Source organism: Pseudothauera lacus, from assembly GCF_003034845.1.
In the GTDB taxonomy this organism is placed as follows: domain Bacteria; phylum Pseudomonadota; class Gammaproteobacteria; order Burkholderiales; family Rhodocyclaceae; genus Pseudothauera; species Pseudothauera lacus.
Genome location: NZ_PZKC01000008.1, coordinates 126,410 through 144,680, shown reverse-complemented (window position 1 = coordinate 144,680; position 18,271 = coordinate 126,410). Strand labels below are relative to the sequence as shown.

The following is an 18,271-nucleotide window of genomic DNA, read 5'->3' as shown; positions in this document are numbered from 1 at the left end:
TCACTTGCCGGCCGGCGCCCGCCATCATGCCCGCTCACCTGCGCCCGTCCGTCCTCCTCGCCGCCCTCGCTGCGGCCGCTGCAAATGCGGCCGATGCGCCGGCGCCGGTCGATGAGCGTGCGCTGCAGCTGCCGCGCATCGTCCTCGGCATCGTTGCCTACGCGCGCTGGCCGCAGCCGCTGCCGGGCTACCGCCTGTGCATCGCCGGCGAGGCGGCAGAGCTCGACGCCCTCCTGAACGTACCCGCAGCGGTTGGCGAGCGCCCGCTGGAGGCGCGCCGCATCGATCTCGATGACGACGGCGCCATCCCCCCGGCGTGCGACATCATCTACCTCGGGCGCGGCACCGCGCCACAGGCGCGTCGCTCCCTCTACGCTGCCGCCGCCGGCCAGCCCGTGCTGACCATCAGCACGGTGGATGGCGAGTGCGCCGAGGGCAGCCAGTTCTGCCTGCGCGTGCCCCCGGTTCCGGGCACCCCGACGCTGCTGCTCAACCTGGACGCCATCTCGCGCGGCGCGGTACGCGTCAATCCGCGCGTCCTGCAGATCACCCGCAGCCTGGAGGACGGGCGATGAGCGCCACCGCGCCGCGCGCCGACCTCGCCACGCTGCTGCGCCGCGCCCACCTGCGCGTGGCGCTGCTCGCCGTGCTGCTGGCCGGTCTGTCGATCCTGCTGGTGGGCTTTGCCAGCCTGCGCAACTACATCGACGACAACCTCCGCCTCAGCGCCCACACCATCGCCCATGCGGTCGAAGCCGCGCTGGTCTTTGGCGACCCCGACGCCGCCGCCGAACCGCTCGCCCTGATCGGCTCCAGCGAGCCCATCGCCCGCCTGGAAGTGCGCCACGGCGATGGCAGCCCCTTTGCCGCGTGGACGGCACCCGCCGGCCGCCTCGGTGCAGTCGAGAACCGCCTCGCCGCACTTGCGCTGCCCCAACCGATGCTGGCCGAGGTGGTGTTCGAGGGCAGGCGCATCGGCAGCGTGCGCGTTTATGGCTCCGGGCGCGACCTGCTGGTGTTCATCGGCATCAGCGTGGCCTGCGCCCTGCTCTGCCTCGCACTCACCGCGCTGGTGGCGCTGCGCCTGTCGCAACGCGCCAGCACCGAGATCGTCGATCCGCTGCGCCGGCTGGCCGCGGCGATCTCCGCCACCCGCCAGGAGCGCGCCTTCCATCGTCGCGTGGAGGTGGCGGAGATCGCCGAAGTGCAGCAACTCGGCAGCGATTTCAACGCCCTGCTCGAAGAGCTGGCACGCTGGCAGGCCCAGCTCGACAGCGAGAACGCCTCGCTGGCGCACCAGGCCAGGCACGACCCGCTCACCGGACTGGCCAACCGCAAGTGCTTCGAGGACACCCTCGACGAGGCCCTGCACCGCCCGCTGCCGCTGGGCGCCTGCCTGGCGGTGCTGTTCATCGACGGCGACGGCTTCAAGGCCATCAACGACCAGCTCGGCCATGAAGCCGGCGACGAGGTGCTGTGCGTCATCGCCCGCCGCCTGCGCGGACAGGTGCGCAGCAGCGATCTGGTGGCGCGACTGGGCGGTGACGAATTCGCCGTGCTGATGACCCCGCTCGACGACCCCGAGCAGGCCAGCCGCGCTGCCGCGGCCATGGTCGCGGCGATGGAGCGGCCGATAGCCCTGCCCAACGGCCATCGCATCCGCTGCTCGCTGAGCATCGGCATCGCCTTCGCCCCCCAGCACGCCAGCGACACCGGGGCGCTGCTGCGCGCCGCCGACATGGCCATGTACGGCGCCAAGCGCCGCGGCCGCAATACCTTCTGCTGCGCCCCCGACCCCCTCCCCGTCCCTCTTCCATCACCGGCCGGAGCCCACGCACCATGACTGCCACCACCCGCCCGTTGCCCCTGCTGCAAGGCCTCCTTCTCACCCTGCTGTGCCTGCTCGCCGCCGCCTGCCAGAGCGTCGCGCCGGCGCCCCAGGGCCTGACCTCGGCACAGATCGAAGGCCTGCGCCTGGAGGGCTTTCAGGATTCAGCCGAAGGCCTGGAGTTCACCGCCTCCGACCGCCTGCTGTTCGGCAGCGACGAGGCCGCCCTTGCCGCCGGCGCACGCGATGCGGTGGCACGCATCGGCCACCTGCTCGCCACCCTCGACATCCCGCGCATCCGCATCGACGGCCACACCGACAACACCGGCAGCGCCGCACACAACCTCAGCCTCTCGCAGCGCCGCGCCGATGCCGTCGCCGCGGCGTTGATCGAAGCCGGCGTGCCCGCCACACGCGTGCACACCCGCGGCCTCGGCAGCACCCTGCCGGTGGCTGCCAACGACACCCCCGGCGGACGTCAGCAGAACCGCCGCGTGGTCATCGTCGTGCTCAGCGACTGAGCCCCTGCCCCGCCGCCGGCGGGGCGCCGACCACCTCCACGCGCTGCGCCTCGGCGTCGGCATGCAGGGCCAGGGTGCCGGCCGGCAGTTCGATCACCTGCACCACCTCCGCCCAGCGCGCCTCCTCGGGCAGCAACTGCGACAGCGCATTGGGCCGGGCCGCCAGCCAGGCCTCATCCACCGCATTGCCGGGGCGTTGCGGAAAGAGCGCGAAGTAGAGCAGATCGGCCTCGATCAGCTCGTTGATGAAATGGGTGCCGAGCGAGACGTCGGGGACGAGGTTCTCGTGCATGGCGACGATCTCGCACAGCGCGGCAACGTGGTTGATCTCCGCGAACACCACCGGTACGCCAAGAAAGGGATCGCGCGAACCCCAGCGTCCGGGGCCGGCGAGGAGCAGTTCACAACCGGCGCTGAGCTGATTCAGGCGCCCCACCAGACGGGCCACGGCAACGCGCTCGGCCTGCCGCAGGGCGGCAAAGGCGGCGCCGTGCACCCACACCAGACGCCGCGGGCGGATCACCCGCGAGGGCCCAATCACCGCCCCCTGGGCGCTCAGCACGCGCGGGGCATCGGCAGGCGGCGCCTCGCCGCCGCTGCCGTCGAGACTGCGCACCTGCAATGGCCGGCACTGCAGCAGGTTGAGGCGATAGCACGCCGCGGCCTCACCCTGCCCCGTTTGCGCGCCCGCGGGTGGGCGGACGTTGAGCGCGAACTCGATCTCCACCGCATGGGCATAGGCCGCGTGCAGGCAGCCCAGCACCGTGCGCAGGTCTTCGACAAAAGCGGTGTCGCCGATCAGCCCGTCGAAGGTCAGAAAGGGCGGACGCTCCGGTGCTTCGCGGGTGGTGAACAGCGCAAAGGGGAAATCCTCCTGTTCGGCGGCGATGGTGGCGAAGGGGCCGCTGACCAGGCCGCCCTGTTGCAGGTCGAGCGCATCCATGCGGCGCTGGGCATGGCGGGCAATGGCGCCAAAGCTGGTTTCCGGGCGCAGTTCGGGGGCATTGAGGGCAATCAGGCGGGTGTAGTCGTCATCGGCGCGGTCCACCGCACGGGTGCCCAGCCCGGCCACCAGACGCACCACGCCGGCGCGCATGTCGATGCGCGGATTCCACGGATAGGGATTCACCGACAGGCCCACGCCGGCGGCGTGGGGGTGGAAGTAGCGCGCTCCCGCGGTACCCGAGACACGCATGATGAGCAGCGCCATGTGCTCCTCCTCGTCGAGCAGGCCGCGGCGCTGGCGGTAGCGCAGGGCCGGCTCGGCGAGGGTGCTGGCATACACCAGGCGGACGGCGTCGAGGAGTTCGCCCAGGCGCTGCGCACGCGGGCCGCGGTTGATGCAGAAGACGCTCTCGTACTGGCCGGCAAAGGCATTGCCGTAGCGGTCTTCCAGGCGCGAGCTGGAACGCACGATGAACGGCCACTCGCCGAAGTAGTCGAGCATGCCCTCGAACTGGCGCAGCGTATGGTCGGGGAAATCGCCGCCGAGGATGCGCGCGCGGGCCTCGTCGAGCCCCTCCAGAAAGGTCGCCGCCATGCGCTGGCGGCGGCGCAGCCACCACACGCGGTTGCGCACCAGAAAGCTGTCGAAGACCTCGGTGCCGACGTAGAAGGAATCGTGCGCCTCCAGGCGCGCGCTGAGCGCAGGCGCGTCGCGGCGCAGGATGGCGCGTGCGAGCAGCATGCCGAGCGCCTTGCCGCCGATGGCGCCGATGCCGATCATGCGTTCGCGCACCGCCAGCAGGTCGTCGAGATCGAGATAGTGATCGATCAGCCGCGCCATCGCCGGATCGTCGGGGAACACCATCCGGCTCAGACGCGCGAAGCACGCCGCCTCTTCCGCGGCATCCCCGCCACCGCGCCGGCGGCGCGCCTGCAGCGCGCGCGCATGGGCGAAATGACGCTCCCAGTAGCCCCCCGCGGGGCGGTCTTCCAGTCCCGGCCAGGCCGAGGCGGCAAGGATCTCCGCTACCGTGCCGCTGTCATTGACCGCGCGGAAGCAGTCGCCGGCCTCCCAGGCATGGATCAGGTTCATCGCCGCCGCCGAGCGGTGCTGCACTTTCAGCGGACGGATGTAGAGCCGCCCGCGGCAGCGGAAGACGTCGAGGAGAAACTGCGTGGTAGCGGTGATCAGGTCGAGCGCGGGGCGCGAATGGATGTTGCGCAGCACCGCGAAGTAGGTGACCGTGTCGAGATCAAAGAGGCGCGGGCAGGTGAGGCGGAAGAAGTTGCCCATCATGCGGTCGGACTGCCATGCCTCGGCGAGCTCGGAGAGGCAGTCGAAGACGTACATGGCCTCCACACCGACGGCCTCGATCACCGTGTGGACCTGGTCGACGAAGGCATCGAAGCCGTCCTGCGGGCGCGGGCGATGGACCTCGGCGCCGGCCGCATCGCCAAGCAAGGCGGCATGTGCGGCGAAGCGGAAGTAGATCAGCCGGCGCCCCTGGGCATGCGCGGCGGCGGCGTAGGGTTCCACCAGGGCGTGGTAGTCGTCGATGGTCTCGACCTGCCAGACGATGTTGTCACCGCGGGCGACGCCGCTGAACACGGCGTCGAGCCCGGGCAGGCCGGTAGTGGGAGCAAAGGGCGCGGGCTTGGCGTCGTTCATGGCGTAAACTTACTGCCCCGGCGCACCGCCGTATACCGCCAGGGGAACTTTTTCGCCCGCGCGGCGCACCATATGGGCGCCTGCCAACCACCAAGGAAACCCCGCATGCCTCGTCTGCGCACCCTCGCCCCGCTCCTGCTCATCGCCGGCCTCACCGCCTGCAGTGGCACCATCGAGGACACCGGCCCCGGCCAGCCCGTGAAGACCCGCCAGGACGCTTTCAAGGCCATGCTGCGGGTCTTCGAGCCCATGGGCGTGATGCTGCGCGACGAGGTCTACCAGGCCGAGCCCTTCGCCGCGATGGCAGAGCGCTTCGACGACCTGCGCGACACCCCGTGGGCGCACTTCGGCCCCGGCACCGACTACCGCCCGAGCAAGGCGAAATCCGCGGTGTGGAGCCGTGAGGACGACTTCGCCCGCGAACGCGAGCGCTTCATCGCCGCCTCCGCAGCACTGCGCGAGGCCGCCCTCAGCCACGACGAAGGACGCATCCGCCCGGCCTATCAGGCGGTGTACGATAGCTGCCGCGACTGCCACCGGGATTTCCGCAAGTAGGCCAACCCCGGCGGCAGCCATCCATCAGGCGCGACAGGAGCACGGCAGATGCCCATCACCAGGGAACATTTCTACATCGGCGGCCAGTGGGTCGCCGCCCGCGGCGAAGACCGCATCGAGGTCACCGACTCCAGCACCGGCCAGCCGTGGGCGAGCATCCCGGCGGGCTGCGCCGCCGATGCCGAGGCCGCCATCGCTGCCGCCCGTGCGGCCTTCGCGGAGTGGTCGCGCACCCCGGTGAGCGCGCGCGCCGCGGCCATCGGGCGCATTGCCGCGGGTTTCGAGGCGCGCAGCGCGGAACTCGCCGACGCCATCGCCCACGAGGTCGGCATGCCGCTGCGCATGGCCACGCGCGTGCAGGTCGGCGGCCCGCTGTGGCACTGGCGCCACTATGCCGGCATGGCGGAGAGCTTCCCGTGGGAGAGTCGCGTCGGCAATTCGCTGGTGGTACGCGAGGCGGCCGGTGTGGTGGGGGCGATCACCCCGTGGAACTTCCCCCTCAACCAGATCACCCTGAAGGTCGCTCCGGCGCTGCTCGCCGGCTGCACGGTGGTGCTCAAGCCTTCCGAAGTGGCGCCCATCAACGCCTTCCTGCTCGCCGAGATCATCGACGCCGCAGGGCTGCCGCCGGGCGTGTTCAACCTCGTCTGCGGCTACGGCCCCGAGGTCGGCGAGGTGCTGGCGCGCGACGCGCGCGTGGACATGGTGTCGTTCACCGGCTCCACCGCCGCCGGACGCCGGGTGGCGGAGGTGGCCGCGGGCACGGTCAAGCGCGTGGCACTGGAACTGGGTGGCAAATCCGCCGCCGTCGTGCTCGCCGACGCCGATCTGGCTGCCGCGGTACGTGCCACGGTGTCGAGCTGCCTGCTCAACTCCGGGCAGACATGTTCGGCGCACACCCGTCTGGTGGTGCCACGCGCACGTGTCGACGAAGCCGCGACGCTGGCGGCCGCAGCGATGGCAGGCATGAACGTCGGCCCCGCGCTGGCCGCAGGCAGCAAGCTCGGCCCGCTGGTCAGCGCCGCGCAGCGCGGCCGTGTGCGTAACCACATCCGCCGCGCGCTGGCCGAAGGCGCGCGCCTGGTCTGTGGCGGCGTGGAGGCTCCGGCAGGCCTGCCGGAAGAATGCGCAGAGGGCTACTTCGTCGCCCCTACGGTGCTGGTGTGCGAGCACTCAGACGCCGCCATCGCCCAGGAAGAGGTCTTCGGCCCGGTGCTGGTGATCCTCCCTCACAACGGCGAGGACGACGCCGTGCGCATCGCCAACGACTCCCTGTATGGCCTCGGCGGCGCCGTCTGGGCGGGCAGCGACGAGCATGCCATTGCCGTGGCGCGGCGCATTCGCAGCGGCCAGATCGACATCAACGGCGGCCCCTACAACCCCCTCGCGCCCTTCGGCGGCATGCGCCAGTCCGGACTCGGGCGCGAAGGCGGCCACTACGGCCTGGAGGAATTCCTCGAATACAAGGCCCTGCAGCTGCGCCAGGGGTAAACACCCCCGGGCGGATGCAGGATGGGAGCCATAAAGAAAAACGCCGGGTCTGCACCCGGCGTTTTTCTTCCCGCGCTTACTGCTCCCTCGCGCCGCGGGACTGCTGCGGCCTAGCCCGTATTTCTCACACTTGCACGTCACGAGGGGGTCGAGGCGCCGCAGTGGTGCGCCGCACGGAGCGAGCGGCGCCGAAGGCGTAGCTGACACGACGTCGAGGCGGCGCGAGCGAGTACGGCGTGCCACGGCGAGCGTATCGGCACCCGCAGCAGGGACGGGGTGAGAAATGCGGGCTAGACGCGCAGCGCGCGCTTCCTGCCCAGACCCATGCCGACCATCGCCGCGGCGAACAGCGCCAGCGTGCCGGGCTCGGGGACCTGGTTGTTGACGGTCAGCTTCACCAGCTGGGCCTGCCCCTGCCAGTAGTAGGCAGTCGGCGAGAAGTTCTCGTTGTACCAGGCGTTGTCGTCGTCGACGTAGGCAGGAAGCCACTGTCTGGACCAGTCGCCGGTGATGCCTGCAGTGGTCAGCAAGGACTCCGAGCAGGTCACCCGGGCGAGCAGGAAATGGTCGCCAAGCATCGCCGAGCTCAGGGTGATCGGGCCGCTGATGAAATCGAACGACTGGTTGACCACCGAACCCCAGCCGTCATTGGCGACCGCGCCACTGTGTACGATGTTATGACCGAAGAGCAGCGTCTCCGAGTCGGCGAACTCGCCGTTGCCGTCCAGATCGATCCATGCCTTGATGAAGTCGGCGTAGTGCCGGCCGTCATACGTCTTGTGCATGGTGAACTTGAACTCGACCGATTGCCCGACCAGCAGGGTCGAGTTGCCCCAGCTGCTGCCGCCGTCGGTACTCCAGGTGATGCTGGCGATGTCCTGCCAGGCCGGTTCGGTGTGTTCGGGCAGGTCTATCGTTGCCCAACTGGCCCCGGTCACCGCAAGCAAGCCCGCAGCAGCGAACTTGCGCAACGCCTTCAGATTCATTCCGTCACTCCAAGGATGCGGTGCTGCTGCCCCGGGTCAGTTGCCTGGCAGGCCGGCCGGGATTGCAGACCGAAAAAGATCTTTGCCATTAACAAGCAAAAACTGCACCAAAATGTAAGCCGCTGATAAATAGGCCCGAAGCCGCCAGTATCCATGCCATGTGTAAGCTTATCCGACAGCAGGACAGCGCGAAAACAAGCACATCCGCATGGGCCGCGGCGGTCCGGCAGCCGTTCAGCGCCCCGCCGCCTGCTTCTCCAGTTCGGCCTGCAGCGCGCGTGCGGCTTCGATATCAGGAAAGGTCGCGTTCATCCTGAATGCCTGTGCGAGCTCTTCACGCGCCTCCGCAGTGCGCCCGCTCCTGGCCAGCGCTGCCGCGAGGTGATAGCGGATCTCCGGATCGGCGGCATTGCGCAGGCGGGCCTCGCGCAGCAGGGCCAGCCCGCGCTCGACCTGACCCTGGCGGAACAACAGCCAGCCGTAGGTATCGATCACCGCCGCATCCGCGGGACGCAAGGCGTGCGCGCGTTCGGCGAAAGCAGTCGCCGCATCGTCGTTCTGCGCTGCAGCCACATGCGCGAGGTTGTTCCACACCATGGCCTCGTCCGGGCGCAGCGCAAGGATTCTCTCGTAGGCCGCGCGGGCGGCGGCGAGGTTGCCCAGCTGCAGTTCGGCATCGCCCATGCTGCGCAGCACCACGGTGTTGTCGGGATGATTCTTCAGCCAGGCCCGGAGAAACTCCGCCCCCCTGGCCAGGCCGCCGGCCGCCGCGTGGGCCCGGAACAGACGCACGGCGACATCGGCGCTGTCGTCCCTGGCGAGCGCATTGCCGTACGCCGTCACCGCCGCCGCATGCTGTCCGCGCGCCATCGCCAGGTCGCCCTGAAGGCGCAATGCGACGCCGCGGGGCGCCTCGGCGAGCCGCCTGATGCGCTGCTCGGCCGCGCCGAATTCGCGCCGCCGGATTTCGACCTCGGCACTGAGGATCAGCGCCGGGACGAAATCCGGCTGGACGGCAAGCACCTTGTCGAGGCTGACAAGCGCGTCCGCGGCATTGCCCGCCGCCAGTTGCAGGCGGGCGAGCTCGAAGTTGGCGGCCGGGTCATCTGCGGCACGACGTGCCATGTCGGCAAGGGTCTGCCGGGCGCCATCGCGATCGCCCATGCTCAGCTGCGCACGCACGACGAGCCCCAGCGCGGCAAGATTCTGCGGCGCGCGCAGCAGCACCTCGCGGGCAACGGTGAGCGCCTTGTCGCCCGCCCCGGTACGCAGGTGCAGCTCGGCGAGCCGCAGTCCCGCGCTCACTGCCGCATCCGGGTTCCCGCGAGCCTTGTCGAGCCAGCGGACGGCCTCGGCGGGTCGATTCACCCTTTCCTCAAGCGTGGCCATTTCCATCATCGCCTGCACATGCCCTTCGTCCCGCCTGAGCAGCTCGAGCAAGCGCTGCCGCGCCGCATCGGGCTTGCCTTCGGACATGTCGAGCGCGCTCAGGTTGAGGATCGCCACCTGATTGGCGGGGCTTTGTGCCAGCACCTGTTCGTAGGCCCTGCGCCCCCCGGCGGGATCGCCGGCTGCCACCCGCGCGACTCCCAGCATGTTGAGCACGGAGAGGTTCGACGGTTCGTTTCTGGCCACCACATCGAGGAGTTCGAGCGCCTGCGCCGACTGGCCGGCGCGCAGATAGAGCGTCGCCAGGACCATCCCGGTGCGCGTCTGCTTGCGGTCCTGCTCCCAGGCCTGGCGCAACTGCGCGACCGCCTCGTCGATCCGGCCGCTGGCTGCCAGGCCGATGCCGAGCTCGGCCAGGATGTCGGCGGCACCGTCGGAGGTACGCACCGCCTGGTCGAGCAGTTCTACGGCAGCGCTGTAGTTGCCTTGCTGCATGTAGGTCGCGGCCAGCAGCGAGAGCACGCGTGGATCATCCGGCGAGCGGCGGCGCAGTGGCTCCAGCAGGGCGGCAGCGCTGGCGTGGCGCCCCATGTCGAGGTGGAGCCTGGCGAGCAGCTTGGCCCCCGCGGCATCGCCCGGATAGCGCCGCAGATAGGTATTCAGCCTGTCCGAGGCGGTTTCCCTGTTGCCCAGGTTGTAGTGGGCCAATGCGCTGAGCAGCAGCATCTGCTTGTTGTTCGCCAGGACCGCCGCGGGCAGGGCGTCGAGCAGCTGGATCGCCTCCTCGAGCGCGGCCTTGGTGGCGATCCTGTCGCCACGCCGGGTCGCGATCAGCGCCCGCATGTACGACACACGCGGCTCCAGTTGCGTGAGCCGGGCGATCTCGGCCAGCTCGCGTTCGGCTTCGTCGACCCGGCCGAGATCGATCAGCAGCCCTGCGCGGGTGACGCGGGGTTCGAGATAGTCGGGTGCGAGGGCCAGGGCCTTGGCATAGGACGCCATTGCCCCTTGCAGGTCGCCGGTCGATTGCTGCACCGAGCCGCGCATGTTCCACACCGTCGCGTCTTCCGGCGCCAGCAGCAGGGCTTCGTCCACAAGCCTGGCGGCCAGCGCGGACTCACCGCGCGCCTGACGCAGCGTTGCCTGGGCAAGGCGGACGGCGACGGAGTCCGGGTCGAGCGCGCGGGCCTCGTCCAGGGAGGCCAGCGCCGCGGGGATGTTCTGCCTCTCGGCCTGGGCATTGGCACGCAGGACGAGCACTCCGACTTGCTGCGCACGCGGCAATCCGCTGGTCGTCACGCGCTGGAGCAGGGTTTCATGCTTGCCCTGCATGATGTAGGCCTGCCCCAGCAGGGTGATCACTTCGGCCGGGTTGACGCCGAGCCTGAGCGCCTCGTCGAAACGCTGTTCGGCACCGGCCGGGTCCCCGGAACCGAGCAGGGCCTTGCCCATCAGGACGTGGGCGGCGAGCATGCTGCGGTCAGCCTGGAGCGCATTCCTGAGCTGGATGATCGCGCCCGGGAGGTCTTTCTGCTCGTAGCGCTGCAGCGCGTCCTCGTAGTAGCTCGACGCCTGCGCCACACTGGCAAGCGCGGGCATTGCGGCAACGGCAAGGACGCCAGCAGCCAGTAGAGATTTCACCAGAAGGCGCATGAAGGTTCCCGCGATCGCATCGGAATGACAGTCGGCTATGGTAGCAGCCGTGGCGCGCGATGCCAGAGGAACTGGCGCACGGTGGCCTGAAACCCGGCAGCAATTCATGAGCGCATTCACCACAGCGCGGGAAGCGTGTCGAGCCGCTCAGGGCCGGCTGCCGACGCGCTCCGGGCGCAGGCGATGGCGCTCGTCGAAGAGGCGGCGTGCGGCAAGGCTGACTGCCACCAGAGTGCCCAGACCGGTGCCGCCGGCGATCAGGAACATCACCAGGATCTGGTACTTGGCGGCCTCCAGCGGCGGCGCACCGGCGAGGATCTGGCCGGTCATCATGCCCGGCAGACTGACGATGCCGGCTGCGGCCATGGCGTTGATGATGGGAATCAGCCCGACGCGCATGGCCTCGTGGCGGCTTTCCGCGATGGCCTGCTGCCAGCGCTCGCCCAGTGCCAGGCGGGCTTCGATCACCGCGCGGCGCTGCACCGCATCGAGGGTCAGGCGGTCGAGCCCGAGGGCGATGCCGTTCATGGTGTTGCCGAGCACCATGCCAAGCAGCGGAATGGCGTACTGCGGCGCATACCAGGGGTCATTGCCGATCACCGCCAGCAGCGCCAGCACGGTGACGGTGAAGGACGACAGGAACATCGATGCGGTGCCGATGCCGTAGCCCCACCAGCCCGCCAGGCGGTGCTTCTGGCGCGCGCTCACCTCGCGCCCGGCGGCGAGGATCATCACCGCGGCCATCAGTGCCACCCAATGCAGGTGTGCATGCTCGAACAGCACCTTGAGGACCAGCGCGATCAGCAGCAACTGCACCGTGGTGCGCGCCGCCGACACCAGCAACTGGCGCTCGACGCCCAGACGCAAGCGCAAGGACAGCGCCGCCAGCAGCACGATCAGCGCTGCGGCAATCGCCAGATCGACGGGCGACAGCACCACCGCATTCATGCCGGCGCCTCGGCTGCCGGCACACCGGCCATGAACCGTCCGTCGTGCAGCGTCAGGCAGCGCTGCGCCACCCGCGCCGCCTGGCGCGCGTCATGACTCACCCACAGCACCGCAGCGGCGTGTGCGTGCCGGTAAGCGGCGATCAAGGCCTCCACGGCGGCACAGCTGCCGGCATCGAGGTTACCGGTGGGTTCGTCGAGCAGCAGTGCTGCCGGCTGCAGCGCCAGTGCCCGCAGCAGGGCGAGGCGCTGGCGTTCGCCGGTGGAACAGCGCACCACCTCCCAGTCGAGCGCGGCAGGCGGCAGATCGACTGCGGACAGTTGCGCAGGGTCGAAGCCCGGGGGAAAGTGGGCGCCGACGCGGGCGTGCCACCACTGACTCTCGGCCGCCACCAGCACCACCCGGCGGCGCCACTGCGGCGCCGGCATCGCCGAGCACGCCACGCCATCGAGGCGGACCTCGCCAGCGTGCGGATCGAGATCCGCCAGCGCGCGCAGCAGCAAGGACTTGCCGCTGCCCGAAGGACCCTGCAGGCACACGCACTCGCCGGCGTCGATGCGCAGGTCAAGGGGGCCGACATGGCGGGTGGCGAGGGCGTCGAGTTCCAGTACCGGCATCTGTGCTGAAGGATGCGAGAGCTTGAAGAGCGTCAGTATGCGCTGCCGGCAGGCAGCTCGCCTGCCCGTAGCGCAAAGGGGCCGTTTCCGGCCCCTTTGCTTGATCCGCCGTGGCTTTCCGCCAGTGCTTACTCCAGCTCGGCGGCGCGCCGCACACGGCGCGCGCGCACGGCTTCGGCGAGGATGTCGAGCACCTCGACGCTGTCTTCCCAGCCGATGCAGGCATCGGTGATGCTCTTGCCGTACTCCAGGTCCTTGCCCGGAACGAGGTCCTGGCGGCCTTCCTTGAGGTGGGATTCGACCATCACGCCGATGATGCGCTCGTCGCCGGCGGCCATCTGGCCGGCCACGTCACGCCCCACGTCGATCTGGCGGCGATGCTGCTTGCTGGAGTTGGCGTGGGAGAAATCGATCATCACCTTGCCGGCCACCCCTGCGGCAGCCAGTTCCTTGCAGGCCGCATCGACGCTGGCGGCGTCATAGTTGGGGCCCTTGCCGCCGCGCAGGATGACGTGGCAGTCCTCGTTGCCGCGCGTCGACACGATGGCCGAATGGCCGGCCTTGGTCACCGAGAGGAAGTGATGCGGTGCCTGCGCGGCCTTGATGGCGTCGATGGCGATCCTGACATTGCCGTCGGTGCCGTTCTTGAAGCCCACCGGGCAGGACAGGCCGGAGGCCAGTTCGCGGTGCACCTGGCTCTCGGTGGTACGCGCGCCGATGGCGCCCCAGGCGATGAGGTCGGCGATGTACTGCGGGGTGATCATGTCGAGGAACTCGGTACCCGCCGGCAGGCCGCGTTCGTTGATCTCCCACAGCAGTTTGCGCGCCAGGCGCACACCTTCGTTGATGCGGAAGCTGTTGTCGAGGTAGGGGTCGTTGATCAGCCCCTTCCAGCCCACCGTGGTACGCGGCTTCTCGAAATACACCCGCATCACCACCAGCAGGTCTTCCTTGAGGCGGTCGGCTTCCTTCTTCAGACGGTCGGCGTATTCCAGCGCGGCTGCAGGATCGTGGATCGAGCACGGCCCGATCACCACCAGCAGACGGTCGTCGGCCCCGAAAAGGATGCGGTGGATGCCCTGACGGGCCTCGAAGGCGACCTCGGCGGCGGTCTGCGTGGCGGGAAACTCGCGCAGCACGTGGGAGGGCGGCACCAGTTCCTTGATTTCCTGGATGCGGACGTCGTCGATGTGGATCTTGACCGAGGCGGACATGGCGGTACTCTGCTTGGCTTCATTGGAGAACGGGCGATTCTAGCAGGCCAGCGTCACAATTCAGCGCGCACCGCCATTTGCCTTGCACTATGCGCGCCATAGCGCGGCTCGATTGCAACTGAACGGCAAGGCGCGCATGGTGTCCCATCCGCATCGATTACCAAGTTTGCCCACGCCATGCTGATCCGCCTGCCAGACGATATCGCGCCCTCCGAAATTACCCCGCAAGCGCTGTTTGAAGGCCGCCGCGCCTTCATCCGCCAGGCGGGCCTGGGGCTGGCCGCCGGCGCAGCGCTGTGGCACGGACTGCCGACCAGCGCGCGCGCCGGCACCCTGCCCGCCGCGGTGCGATCCAGCCCCTACAACAGCACTGAAGCCCACACCGACTGGGCTTCGGCGATCAGCTACAACAACTTCTACGAGTTCGGCACCAGCAAGGATGCGCCGCTGCGCAACGCCCCACAGATGGCGCTGCGCCCGTGGCGGGTGCGTGTGGAAGGGCTGGTCAACAAGCCGCGCGAATTCGACATCGACGACCTCCTCAAGCTCGCCGCGCTGGAAGAACGCGTCTACCGCTTGCGCTGCGTGGAAGCCTGGTCGATGGTGATCCCGTGGCTCGGCTATCCGCTGGCCAGCCTGCTGAAGGCGGTGGAACCGCAGGGCAGCGCCAGGTACGTCGAGTTCGTCACCCACTACGACCCCGCGATCATGACCCGCCGCCCGGTGCTGGACTGGCCCTACACCGAAGGGTTGCGCCTCGACGAGGCCCTGCATCCGCTCACCCTGCTCACCTTCGGCATGTACGGCGAGGTACTGCCGCACCAGAACGGCGCGCCGGTACGTGTCGTGGTGCCGTGGAAATACGGCTTCAAGAGCGCCAAGTCGATCGTCACCATCCGCCTCAGCGAGCGCCAGCCGGCCACCGCGTGGAACAAGTCGGCACCGCAGGAGTACGGTTTCTACTCCAACGTCAATCCGCAAGTCCGCCATCCGCGCTGGAGCCAGGCCAGCGAGCGGCGCATCGGCGAAACCCGCCGCCGCCCGACGCTGATGTTCAACGGCTACGCCGACGAGGTCGCCGGGCTTTACCTGGGCATGGATCTGCAGAAGAATTACTGAATGTCGCTGCGCGCCCCCACTCCTCTGCAACTGCTCGCCATCAAGGCGCTGCTCCTTCTGCTCTGCCTCGTCCCCGCGGGGCATCTGGCCGCGGGCTGGATGCACGGCACCCTCGGCGCCAACCCCATCGAGGCGGTGCAGCATGCGACCGGCGAATGGACGCTGCGCATGCTGCTGCTGACCCTCGCAGTGACCCCGCTGCGCCGCCTCAGCGGCCTCCACTGGCTGCTGCGCCTGCGCCGCATGCTGGGTCTGATCACCTTTGCGTGGGCCTGCGGGCATCTGCTGACCTGGGCATGGCTGGACCTGTGGCTGGACTGGACGGCAATTGCCGCCGACATCCTCGACCGCCCCTACATCACCGTCGGCTTCGCCGCCTTCGCGCTGATGCTGCCGCTTGCCCTCACCTCCAGCACCGCTGCGGTGCGCTGGCTGGGCGGGCGACGCTGGCAGGCCTTGCACCGCTCGGTGTACGGCGTCGCCATCCTCGGCGTGGTGCATTACTGGTGGCTGGTGAAGGCAGACCTGCTGAAGCCGCTGCTCTATGCCCTGGTGCTGGCTGCGCTGCTCGGTGTGCGCGCATGGTGGCGCGAGCAGGAGCGCCGCCGGCAACTGGCCGCCGCGGCCCCGCCAGCGCCCGGACGCTTCAAAGGCAAGGTCATCCGCATCGTGCCGAAATGAGCCCCTTCTGCGGCGTGCGCAACGCGCCGACGACGGGCTTCAGGCGCCCTGCGGACGCACGGCGCTTTTCGGCCGGAAGGCCTTGATCACCGCCTCGTCGGTGTCCATCCACGGCCCGCCGATGAGATCGACGCAGTAGGGTATGGCGGCGAAGATGCCGACATGGGCCACGCTGCCGTCGGCGGCACGCACGCCTTCGAGCGTTTCGCGGATCGACTTGGGCTGGCCGGGCAGGTTGACGATCAGCGTCTGCCCGCGGATCACCGCGACCTGGCGCGAGAGGATGGCGGTGGGGACGAAGTTGAGGCTGATGCGGCGCATTTCCTCGCCGAAGCCGGGCATTTCCTTGTCGCCCACCGCCAGGGTGGCTTCCGGGGTGACGTCGCGCGGCGACGGGCCGGTGCCGCCGGTGGTGAGGATGAGCTTGCAGCCTTCGTTGTCGGCGAGCTCGATCAGCGTACGCTCGATGGTCGCGCGCTCGTCGGGGATCAGCCGCGGCACGGCCTCCCAGGGGGAGACCAGGGCGCGGCCCAGCCATTCGCGCAGGGCGGGGATGCCCTGGTCTTCATAGCGGCCATCGGAGGCGCGGTCGCTGATCGACAGCAGGCCGATGCGGATCGACTGGCTCATGCCTCGCCCTCGCCTGCGCCCTCATCCTGCGGGGCCGCGCCGCCCTCTTCCAGTTCACGCAGGATGCGGAACAGTTCGCGGTAGGCACGCGGCGGCTTTTCCTGCTCGCGTTCCTTGAGGGCGTTGCGGCGCAGGTTGCGCAGGTGCTGGAGGTCGGCCTGCGGCCAGCGCCCGGCGATGTCGCCGAGCACCTTTTCGTCTTCGAGCAGGTCGTTGCGCAGCTTTTCGAGCCGGTGCTGGCGGGCGATCTCGACGCGCGAGACGCCGTTGAAGACGTCGAGCTGGGCCTGGATGGGCTCGGGATCGATGTTGCGCATCAGCTTGCCGATGTACTGCATCTGGCGGCGCCGCGCACCGTGCGCGGTGATGCGCTGGGCGGCCCGCACGGCCTCGAAGAGGTCTTCGGGCATGGGCACCTTGCGCAGGCGCTCGACCGACAGATCGACCAGTTGGGCACCCAGATCCTGCAGGGCGTGCATGTCGCGCTTGCGCTGGCTCTTGCTCGGCGGAGCGTCCGGGTCGAAGTCGTCGTCGTGGTGCGGGTACGTCATGGAAATCGGGCCAGGGTGGGATCGGGGTAAGATTATAGCCTTTGTGTTTCCGGTCCCATGCCCATGTCCGCCCAAGGTTTCGCCTTCACCCCCGCGCAGTTGCAGGAAATTGCCGCCGACGTGCTCAAGTTCGCCCGCAAGCGCGGCGCCTCGGCCTGCGAGACCGACGTCTCCGAAGGCGTCGGCCAGACCGTCACGGTACGCAAGGGCGAGGTCGACACCATCGAATACAACCGCGACAAGGGCATCGGCGTCACCGTCTATCTCGGCCAGCAGCGCGGTCACGCCTCGACCTCCGACTTTTCCCGCAAGGCCCTCAAGGCCACCGTCGAGGCCGCCGTGTCGATCGCCCGCTTCACCGCCCCCGACCCCTGCGCCGGCCTCGCCGACGCCGCCCTGATGGCGAAGGACTGCCCCGATCTCGGCCTCGACCACCCCTGGGTGCTGGGCGTCGATGAGGCCATCGCCACCGCCCACCGCTGCGAGGAGGCGGCCTTTGCCCACAGCAGCCGCATCACCAATTCGGAAGGCGCCTCGGTGTCGGCGCAGCGCTCGCATTTCGTCTCTGCCAACAGCCTCGGTTTCATGGGTGGCTTCGCCTCCACCCGCCACGGCCTGTCGTGCTCGGTGATCGCCGGCGAGGGCGACGCCATGCAGCGCGAATACTGGTACGACAGCCGGCGCAACGCCGCCGAGCTGATGGGCGCCGAGGAGGTCGGCCGCCGCGCTGCCGAGCGCGCGCTGGCCCGCCTGGGGGCGAAGAAGATCCGCACCTGCGAGGTGCCGGTGCTGTTCGAGGCGCCGCTGGCGGTGGGCCTGCTCGGCAACTTCGTGCATGCGGTGAGCGGCGGCGCGCTCTACCGCAAGTCCTCCTTCCTGCTCGACAGCCTCGGCGAGCAGGTATTTTCGCCACTCATCAACATCGCCGAACGCCCCCACCAGCGCGGCGCCTTCGGCAGCACGCCGTTCGACAGCGACGGCGTCGCCACGCGTGACCGCGAGGTGGTCGTCGACGGCGTGTTGCAGGGCTATTTCCTTTCCGCCTACAGCGCGCGCAAGCTCGGCATGCAGACCACCGCCAACGCCGGCGGCTCGCACAACCTGCGGGTGGCCGGCGGCGAACTGGACTTCGAGGGCCTGGTGAAGAAGATGGAGCGCGGGCTGATCGTCACCGAGCTGCTCGGCCACGGCGTCAACTACGTCACCGGCGACTATTCGCGCGGCGCGGCCGGTTTCTGGGTGGAGAAGGGCCGCATCAAGCATCCGGTGGAAGAGATCACCATCGCCGGCAACCTGCGCGAGATGTTCCGCAGCATCGTCGCCGTCGGCAACGATGCCCTGCCGCGCGGCGCCAAGCACTGCGGCTCGCTGCTCATCGAGCGCATGAAGATCGCCGGGCGCTGAGCCCGCCACGGCTCCGCCGGTTAGGGTTTTCCGCGGTTTTCGGACGGAGACGAGGCCCTATAATCGGTTC

At 69.3% G+C, this 18,271-nt stretch carries 16 protein-coding genes; 8 read left to right on the top strand and 8 right to left on the bottom strand.

The annotated features are described in order from the left end of the window. Positions 1–26: 26 nt before the first annotated feature. The 3 genes from C8261_RS11275 to C8261_RS11265 are packed head-to-tail and all read left to right on the top strand — an operon-like array spanning position 27 to position 2,349. Entirely contained in the window at positions 27–575 is a 549-nt protein-coding gene (locus tag C8261_RS11275) for a YfiR family protein (RefSeq protein ID WP_107493809.1), read from the top strand. Next, the gene (locus C8261_RS11270; RefSeq protein WP_107493808.1) at positions 572–1,843 is read left to right on the top strand and encodes a diguanylate cyclase domain-containing protein; all 1,272 of its coding nucleotides are present in this window, start codon (positions 572–574) and stop codon (positions 1,841–1,843) included. The genes C8261_RS11275 and C8261_RS11270 overlap by 4 nt, the downstream gene beginning before the upstream one ends. Then, on the top strand, positions 1,840–2,349 hold the full coding sequence (locus C8261_RS11265; protein ID WP_107493807.1) for an OmpA family protein: 510 nt from the start codon (positions 1,840–1,842) through the stop codon (positions 2,347–2,349). The genes C8261_RS11270 and C8261_RS11265 overlap by 4 nt, the downstream gene beginning before the upstream one ends. Here the strand turns inward: C8261_RS11265 and C8261_RS11260 are convergent. Beyond that, a complete protein-coding gene (locus C8261_RS11260; RefSeq protein WP_107493806.1) occupies positions 2,339–4,963 on the bottom strand; it encodes a PEP/pyruvate-binding domain-containing protein in 2,625 nt (874 codons plus the stop codon). The genes C8261_RS11265 and C8261_RS11260 overlap by 11 nt on opposite strands. Positions 4,964–5,068: 105 nt before the next feature. On the opposite strand from C8261_RS11260, the gene C8261_RS11255 reads away from it, so the two are divergent. Then, positions 5,069–5,518: a c-type cytochrome gene (locus tag C8261_RS11255; RefSeq protein ID WP_107493805.1), complete on the top strand. Its 450-nt coding sequence runs from the start codon at positions 5,069–5,071 to the stop codon at positions 5,516–5,518. Between the two features lie 48 nt (positions 5,519–5,566). Further along, entirely contained in the window at positions 5,567–7,009 is a 1,443-nt protein-coding gene (locus C8261_RS11250; RefSeq protein WP_107493804.1) for an aldehyde dehydrogenase family protein, read from the top strand. Between the two features lie 290 nt (positions 7,010–7,299). Here C8261_RS11250 and C8261_RS11245 read toward each other — a convergent pair whose 3' ends face one another. From C8261_RS11245 to aroG, 5 genes are all read right to left on the bottom strand, one after another. Beyond that, positions 7,300–7,995, bottom strand: coding sequence for a PEP-CTERM sorting domain-containing protein (locus tag C8261_RS11245; RefSeq protein WP_107493803.1), 696 nt, complete (start codon positions 7,993–7,995; stop codon positions 7,300–7,302). A 234-nt stretch (positions 7,996–8,229) separates the two neighbouring features. After that, entirely contained in the window at positions 8,230–10,983 is a 2,754-nt protein-coding gene (gene prsT / locus C8261_RS11240) for an XrtA/PEP-CTERM system TPR-repeat protein PrsT (RefSeq protein WP_181358932.1), read from the bottom strand. 201 nt (positions 10,984–11,184) lie between these two features. Next, a complete protein-coding gene (locus C8261_RS11235) occupies positions 11,185–11,985 on the bottom strand; it encodes an ABC transporter permease (RefSeq protein WP_107493801.1) in 801 nt (266 codons plus the stop codon). Next, complete coding sequence (locus C8261_RS11230; protein ID WP_107493800.1) at positions 11,982–12,602, bottom strand: ABC transporter ATP-binding protein; 621 nt, start codon at positions 12,600–12,602, stop codon at positions 11,982–11,984. The genes C8261_RS11235 and C8261_RS11230 overlap by 4 nt, the downstream gene beginning before the upstream one ends. Before the next feature lie 128 nt (positions 12,603–12,730). Then, on the bottom strand, positions 12,731–13,816 hold the full coding sequence (gene aroG, locus C8261_RS11225; RefSeq protein ID WP_107493799.1) for a 3-deoxy-7-phosphoheptulonate synthase AroG: 1,086 nt from the start codon (positions 13,814–13,816) through the stop codon (positions 12,731–12,733). A gap of 177 nt (positions 13,817–13,993) precedes the next feature. On the opposite strand from aroG, the gene msrP reads away from it, so the two are divergent. Both msrP and C8261_RS11215 read left to right on the top strand, forming a co-directional pair. Next, entirely contained in the window at positions 13,994–14,935 is a 942-nt protein-coding gene (gene msrP / locus C8261_RS11220; RefSeq protein ID WP_107493798.1) for a protein-methionine-sulfoxide reductase catalytic subunit MsrP, read from the top strand. Next, positions 14,936–15,616, top strand: coding sequence for a protein-methionine-sulfoxide reductase heme-binding subunit MsrQ (locus C8261_RS11215; RefSeq protein ID WP_107493797.1), 681 nt, complete (start codon positions 14,936–14,938; stop codon positions 15,614–15,616). A gap of 39 nt (positions 15,617–15,655) precedes the next feature. On the opposite strand, the gene mog is transcribed toward C8261_RS11215, so the two are convergent. Together mog and yjgA are read right to left on the bottom strand one after the other, a co-directional pair. After that, positions 15,656–16,246, bottom strand: a complete 591-nt coding sequence (mog, locus tag C8261_RS11210; protein WP_107493796.1) for a molybdopterin adenylyltransferase — start codon at positions 16,244–16,246, stop codon at positions 15,656–15,658. Continuing rightward, positions 16,243–16,797: a ribosome biogenesis factor YjgA gene (gene yjgA, locus C8261_RS11205; RefSeq protein ID WP_107493795.1), complete on the bottom strand. Its 555-nt coding sequence runs from the start codon at positions 16,795–16,797 to the stop codon at positions 16,243–16,245. Before yjgA ends, mog begins: the two co-directional genes overlap by 4 nt. A gap of 63 nt (positions 16,798–16,860) precedes the next feature. Here yjgA and pmbA point away from each other — a divergent pair, with 63 nt between their 5' ends. Further along, positions 16,861–18,201: a metalloprotease PmbA gene (gene pmbA / locus C8261_RS11200; RefSeq protein WP_107493851.1), complete on the top strand. Its 1,341-nt coding sequence runs from the start codon at positions 16,861–16,863 to the stop codon at positions 18,199–18,201. Positions 18,202–18,271 lie beyond the last annotated feature (70 nt).

What these genes read in the sequence shown, in the direction of transcription:
- C8261_RS11250 (WP_107493804.1), top strand. Translation starts at nt 5,567, where the DNA reads ATGCCCATCACCAGGGAACATTTCTACATCGGCGGCCAGTGGGTCGCC.
- C8261_RS11255 (WP_107493805.1), top strand. Translation starts at nt 5,069, where the DNA reads ATGCCTCGTCTGCGCACCCTCGCCCCGCTCCTGCTCATCGCCGGCCTC.
- aroG (WP_107493799.1), bottom strand. Translation starts at nt 13,816, where the DNA reads ATGTCCGCCTCGGTCAAGATCCACATCGACGACGTCCGCATCCAGGAA.
- C8261_RS11245 (WP_107493803.1), bottom strand. Translation starts at nt 7,995, where the DNA reads ATGAATCTGAAGGCGTTGCGCAAGTTCGCTGCTGCGGGCTTGCTTGCG.
- C8261_RS11230 (WP_107493800.1), bottom strand. Translation starts at nt 12,602, where the DNA reads ATGCCGGTACTGGAACTCGACGCCCTCGCCACCCGCCATGTCGGCCCC.
- C8261_RS11270 (WP_107493808.1), top strand. Translation starts at nt 572, where the DNA reads ATGAGCGCCACCGCGCCGCGCGCCGACCTCGCCACGCTGCTGCGCCGC.
- C8261_RS11215 (WP_107493797.1), top strand. Translation starts at nt 14,936, where the DNA reads ATGTCGCTGCGCGCCCCCACTCCTCTGCAACTGCTCGCCATCAAGGCG.
- C8261_RS11265 (WP_107493807.1), top strand. Translation starts at nt 1,840, where the DNA reads ATGACTGCCACCACCCGCCCGTTGCCCCTGCTGCAAGGCCTCCTTCTC.
- C8261_RS11260 (WP_107493806.1), bottom strand. Translation starts at nt 4,963, where the DNA reads ATGAACGACGCCAAGCCCGCGCCCTTTGCTCCCACTACCGGCCTGCCC.
- prsT (WP_181358932.1), bottom strand. Translation starts at nt 10,983, where the DNA reads ATGCCCGCGCTTGCCAGTGTGGCGCAGGCGTCGAGCTACTACGAGGAC.
- C8261_RS11275 (WP_107493809.1), top strand. Translation starts at nt 27, where the DNA reads ATGCCCGCTCACCTGCGCCCGTCCGTCCTCCTCGCCGCCCTCGCTGCG.
- C8261_RS11235 (WP_107493801.1), bottom strand. Translation starts at nt 11,985, where the DNA reads ATGAATGCGGTGGTGCTGTCGCCCGTCGATCTGGCGATTGCCGCAGCG.
- pmbA (WP_107493851.1), top strand. Translation starts at nt 16,861, where the DNA reads ATGTCCGCCCAAGGTTTCGCCTTCACCCCCGCGCAGTTGCAGGAAATT.
- yjgA (WP_107493795.1), bottom strand. Translation starts at nt 16,797, where the DNA reads ATGACGTACCCGCACCACGACGACGACTTCGACCCGGACGCTCCGCCG.
- msrP (WP_107493798.1), top strand. Translation starts at nt 13,994, where the DNA reads ATGCTGATCCGCCTGCCAGACGATATCGCGCCCTCCGAAATTACCCCG.
- mog (WP_107493796.1), bottom strand. Translation starts at nt 16,246, where the DNA reads ATGAGCCAGTCGATCCGCATCGGCCTGCTGTCGATCAGCGACCGCGCC.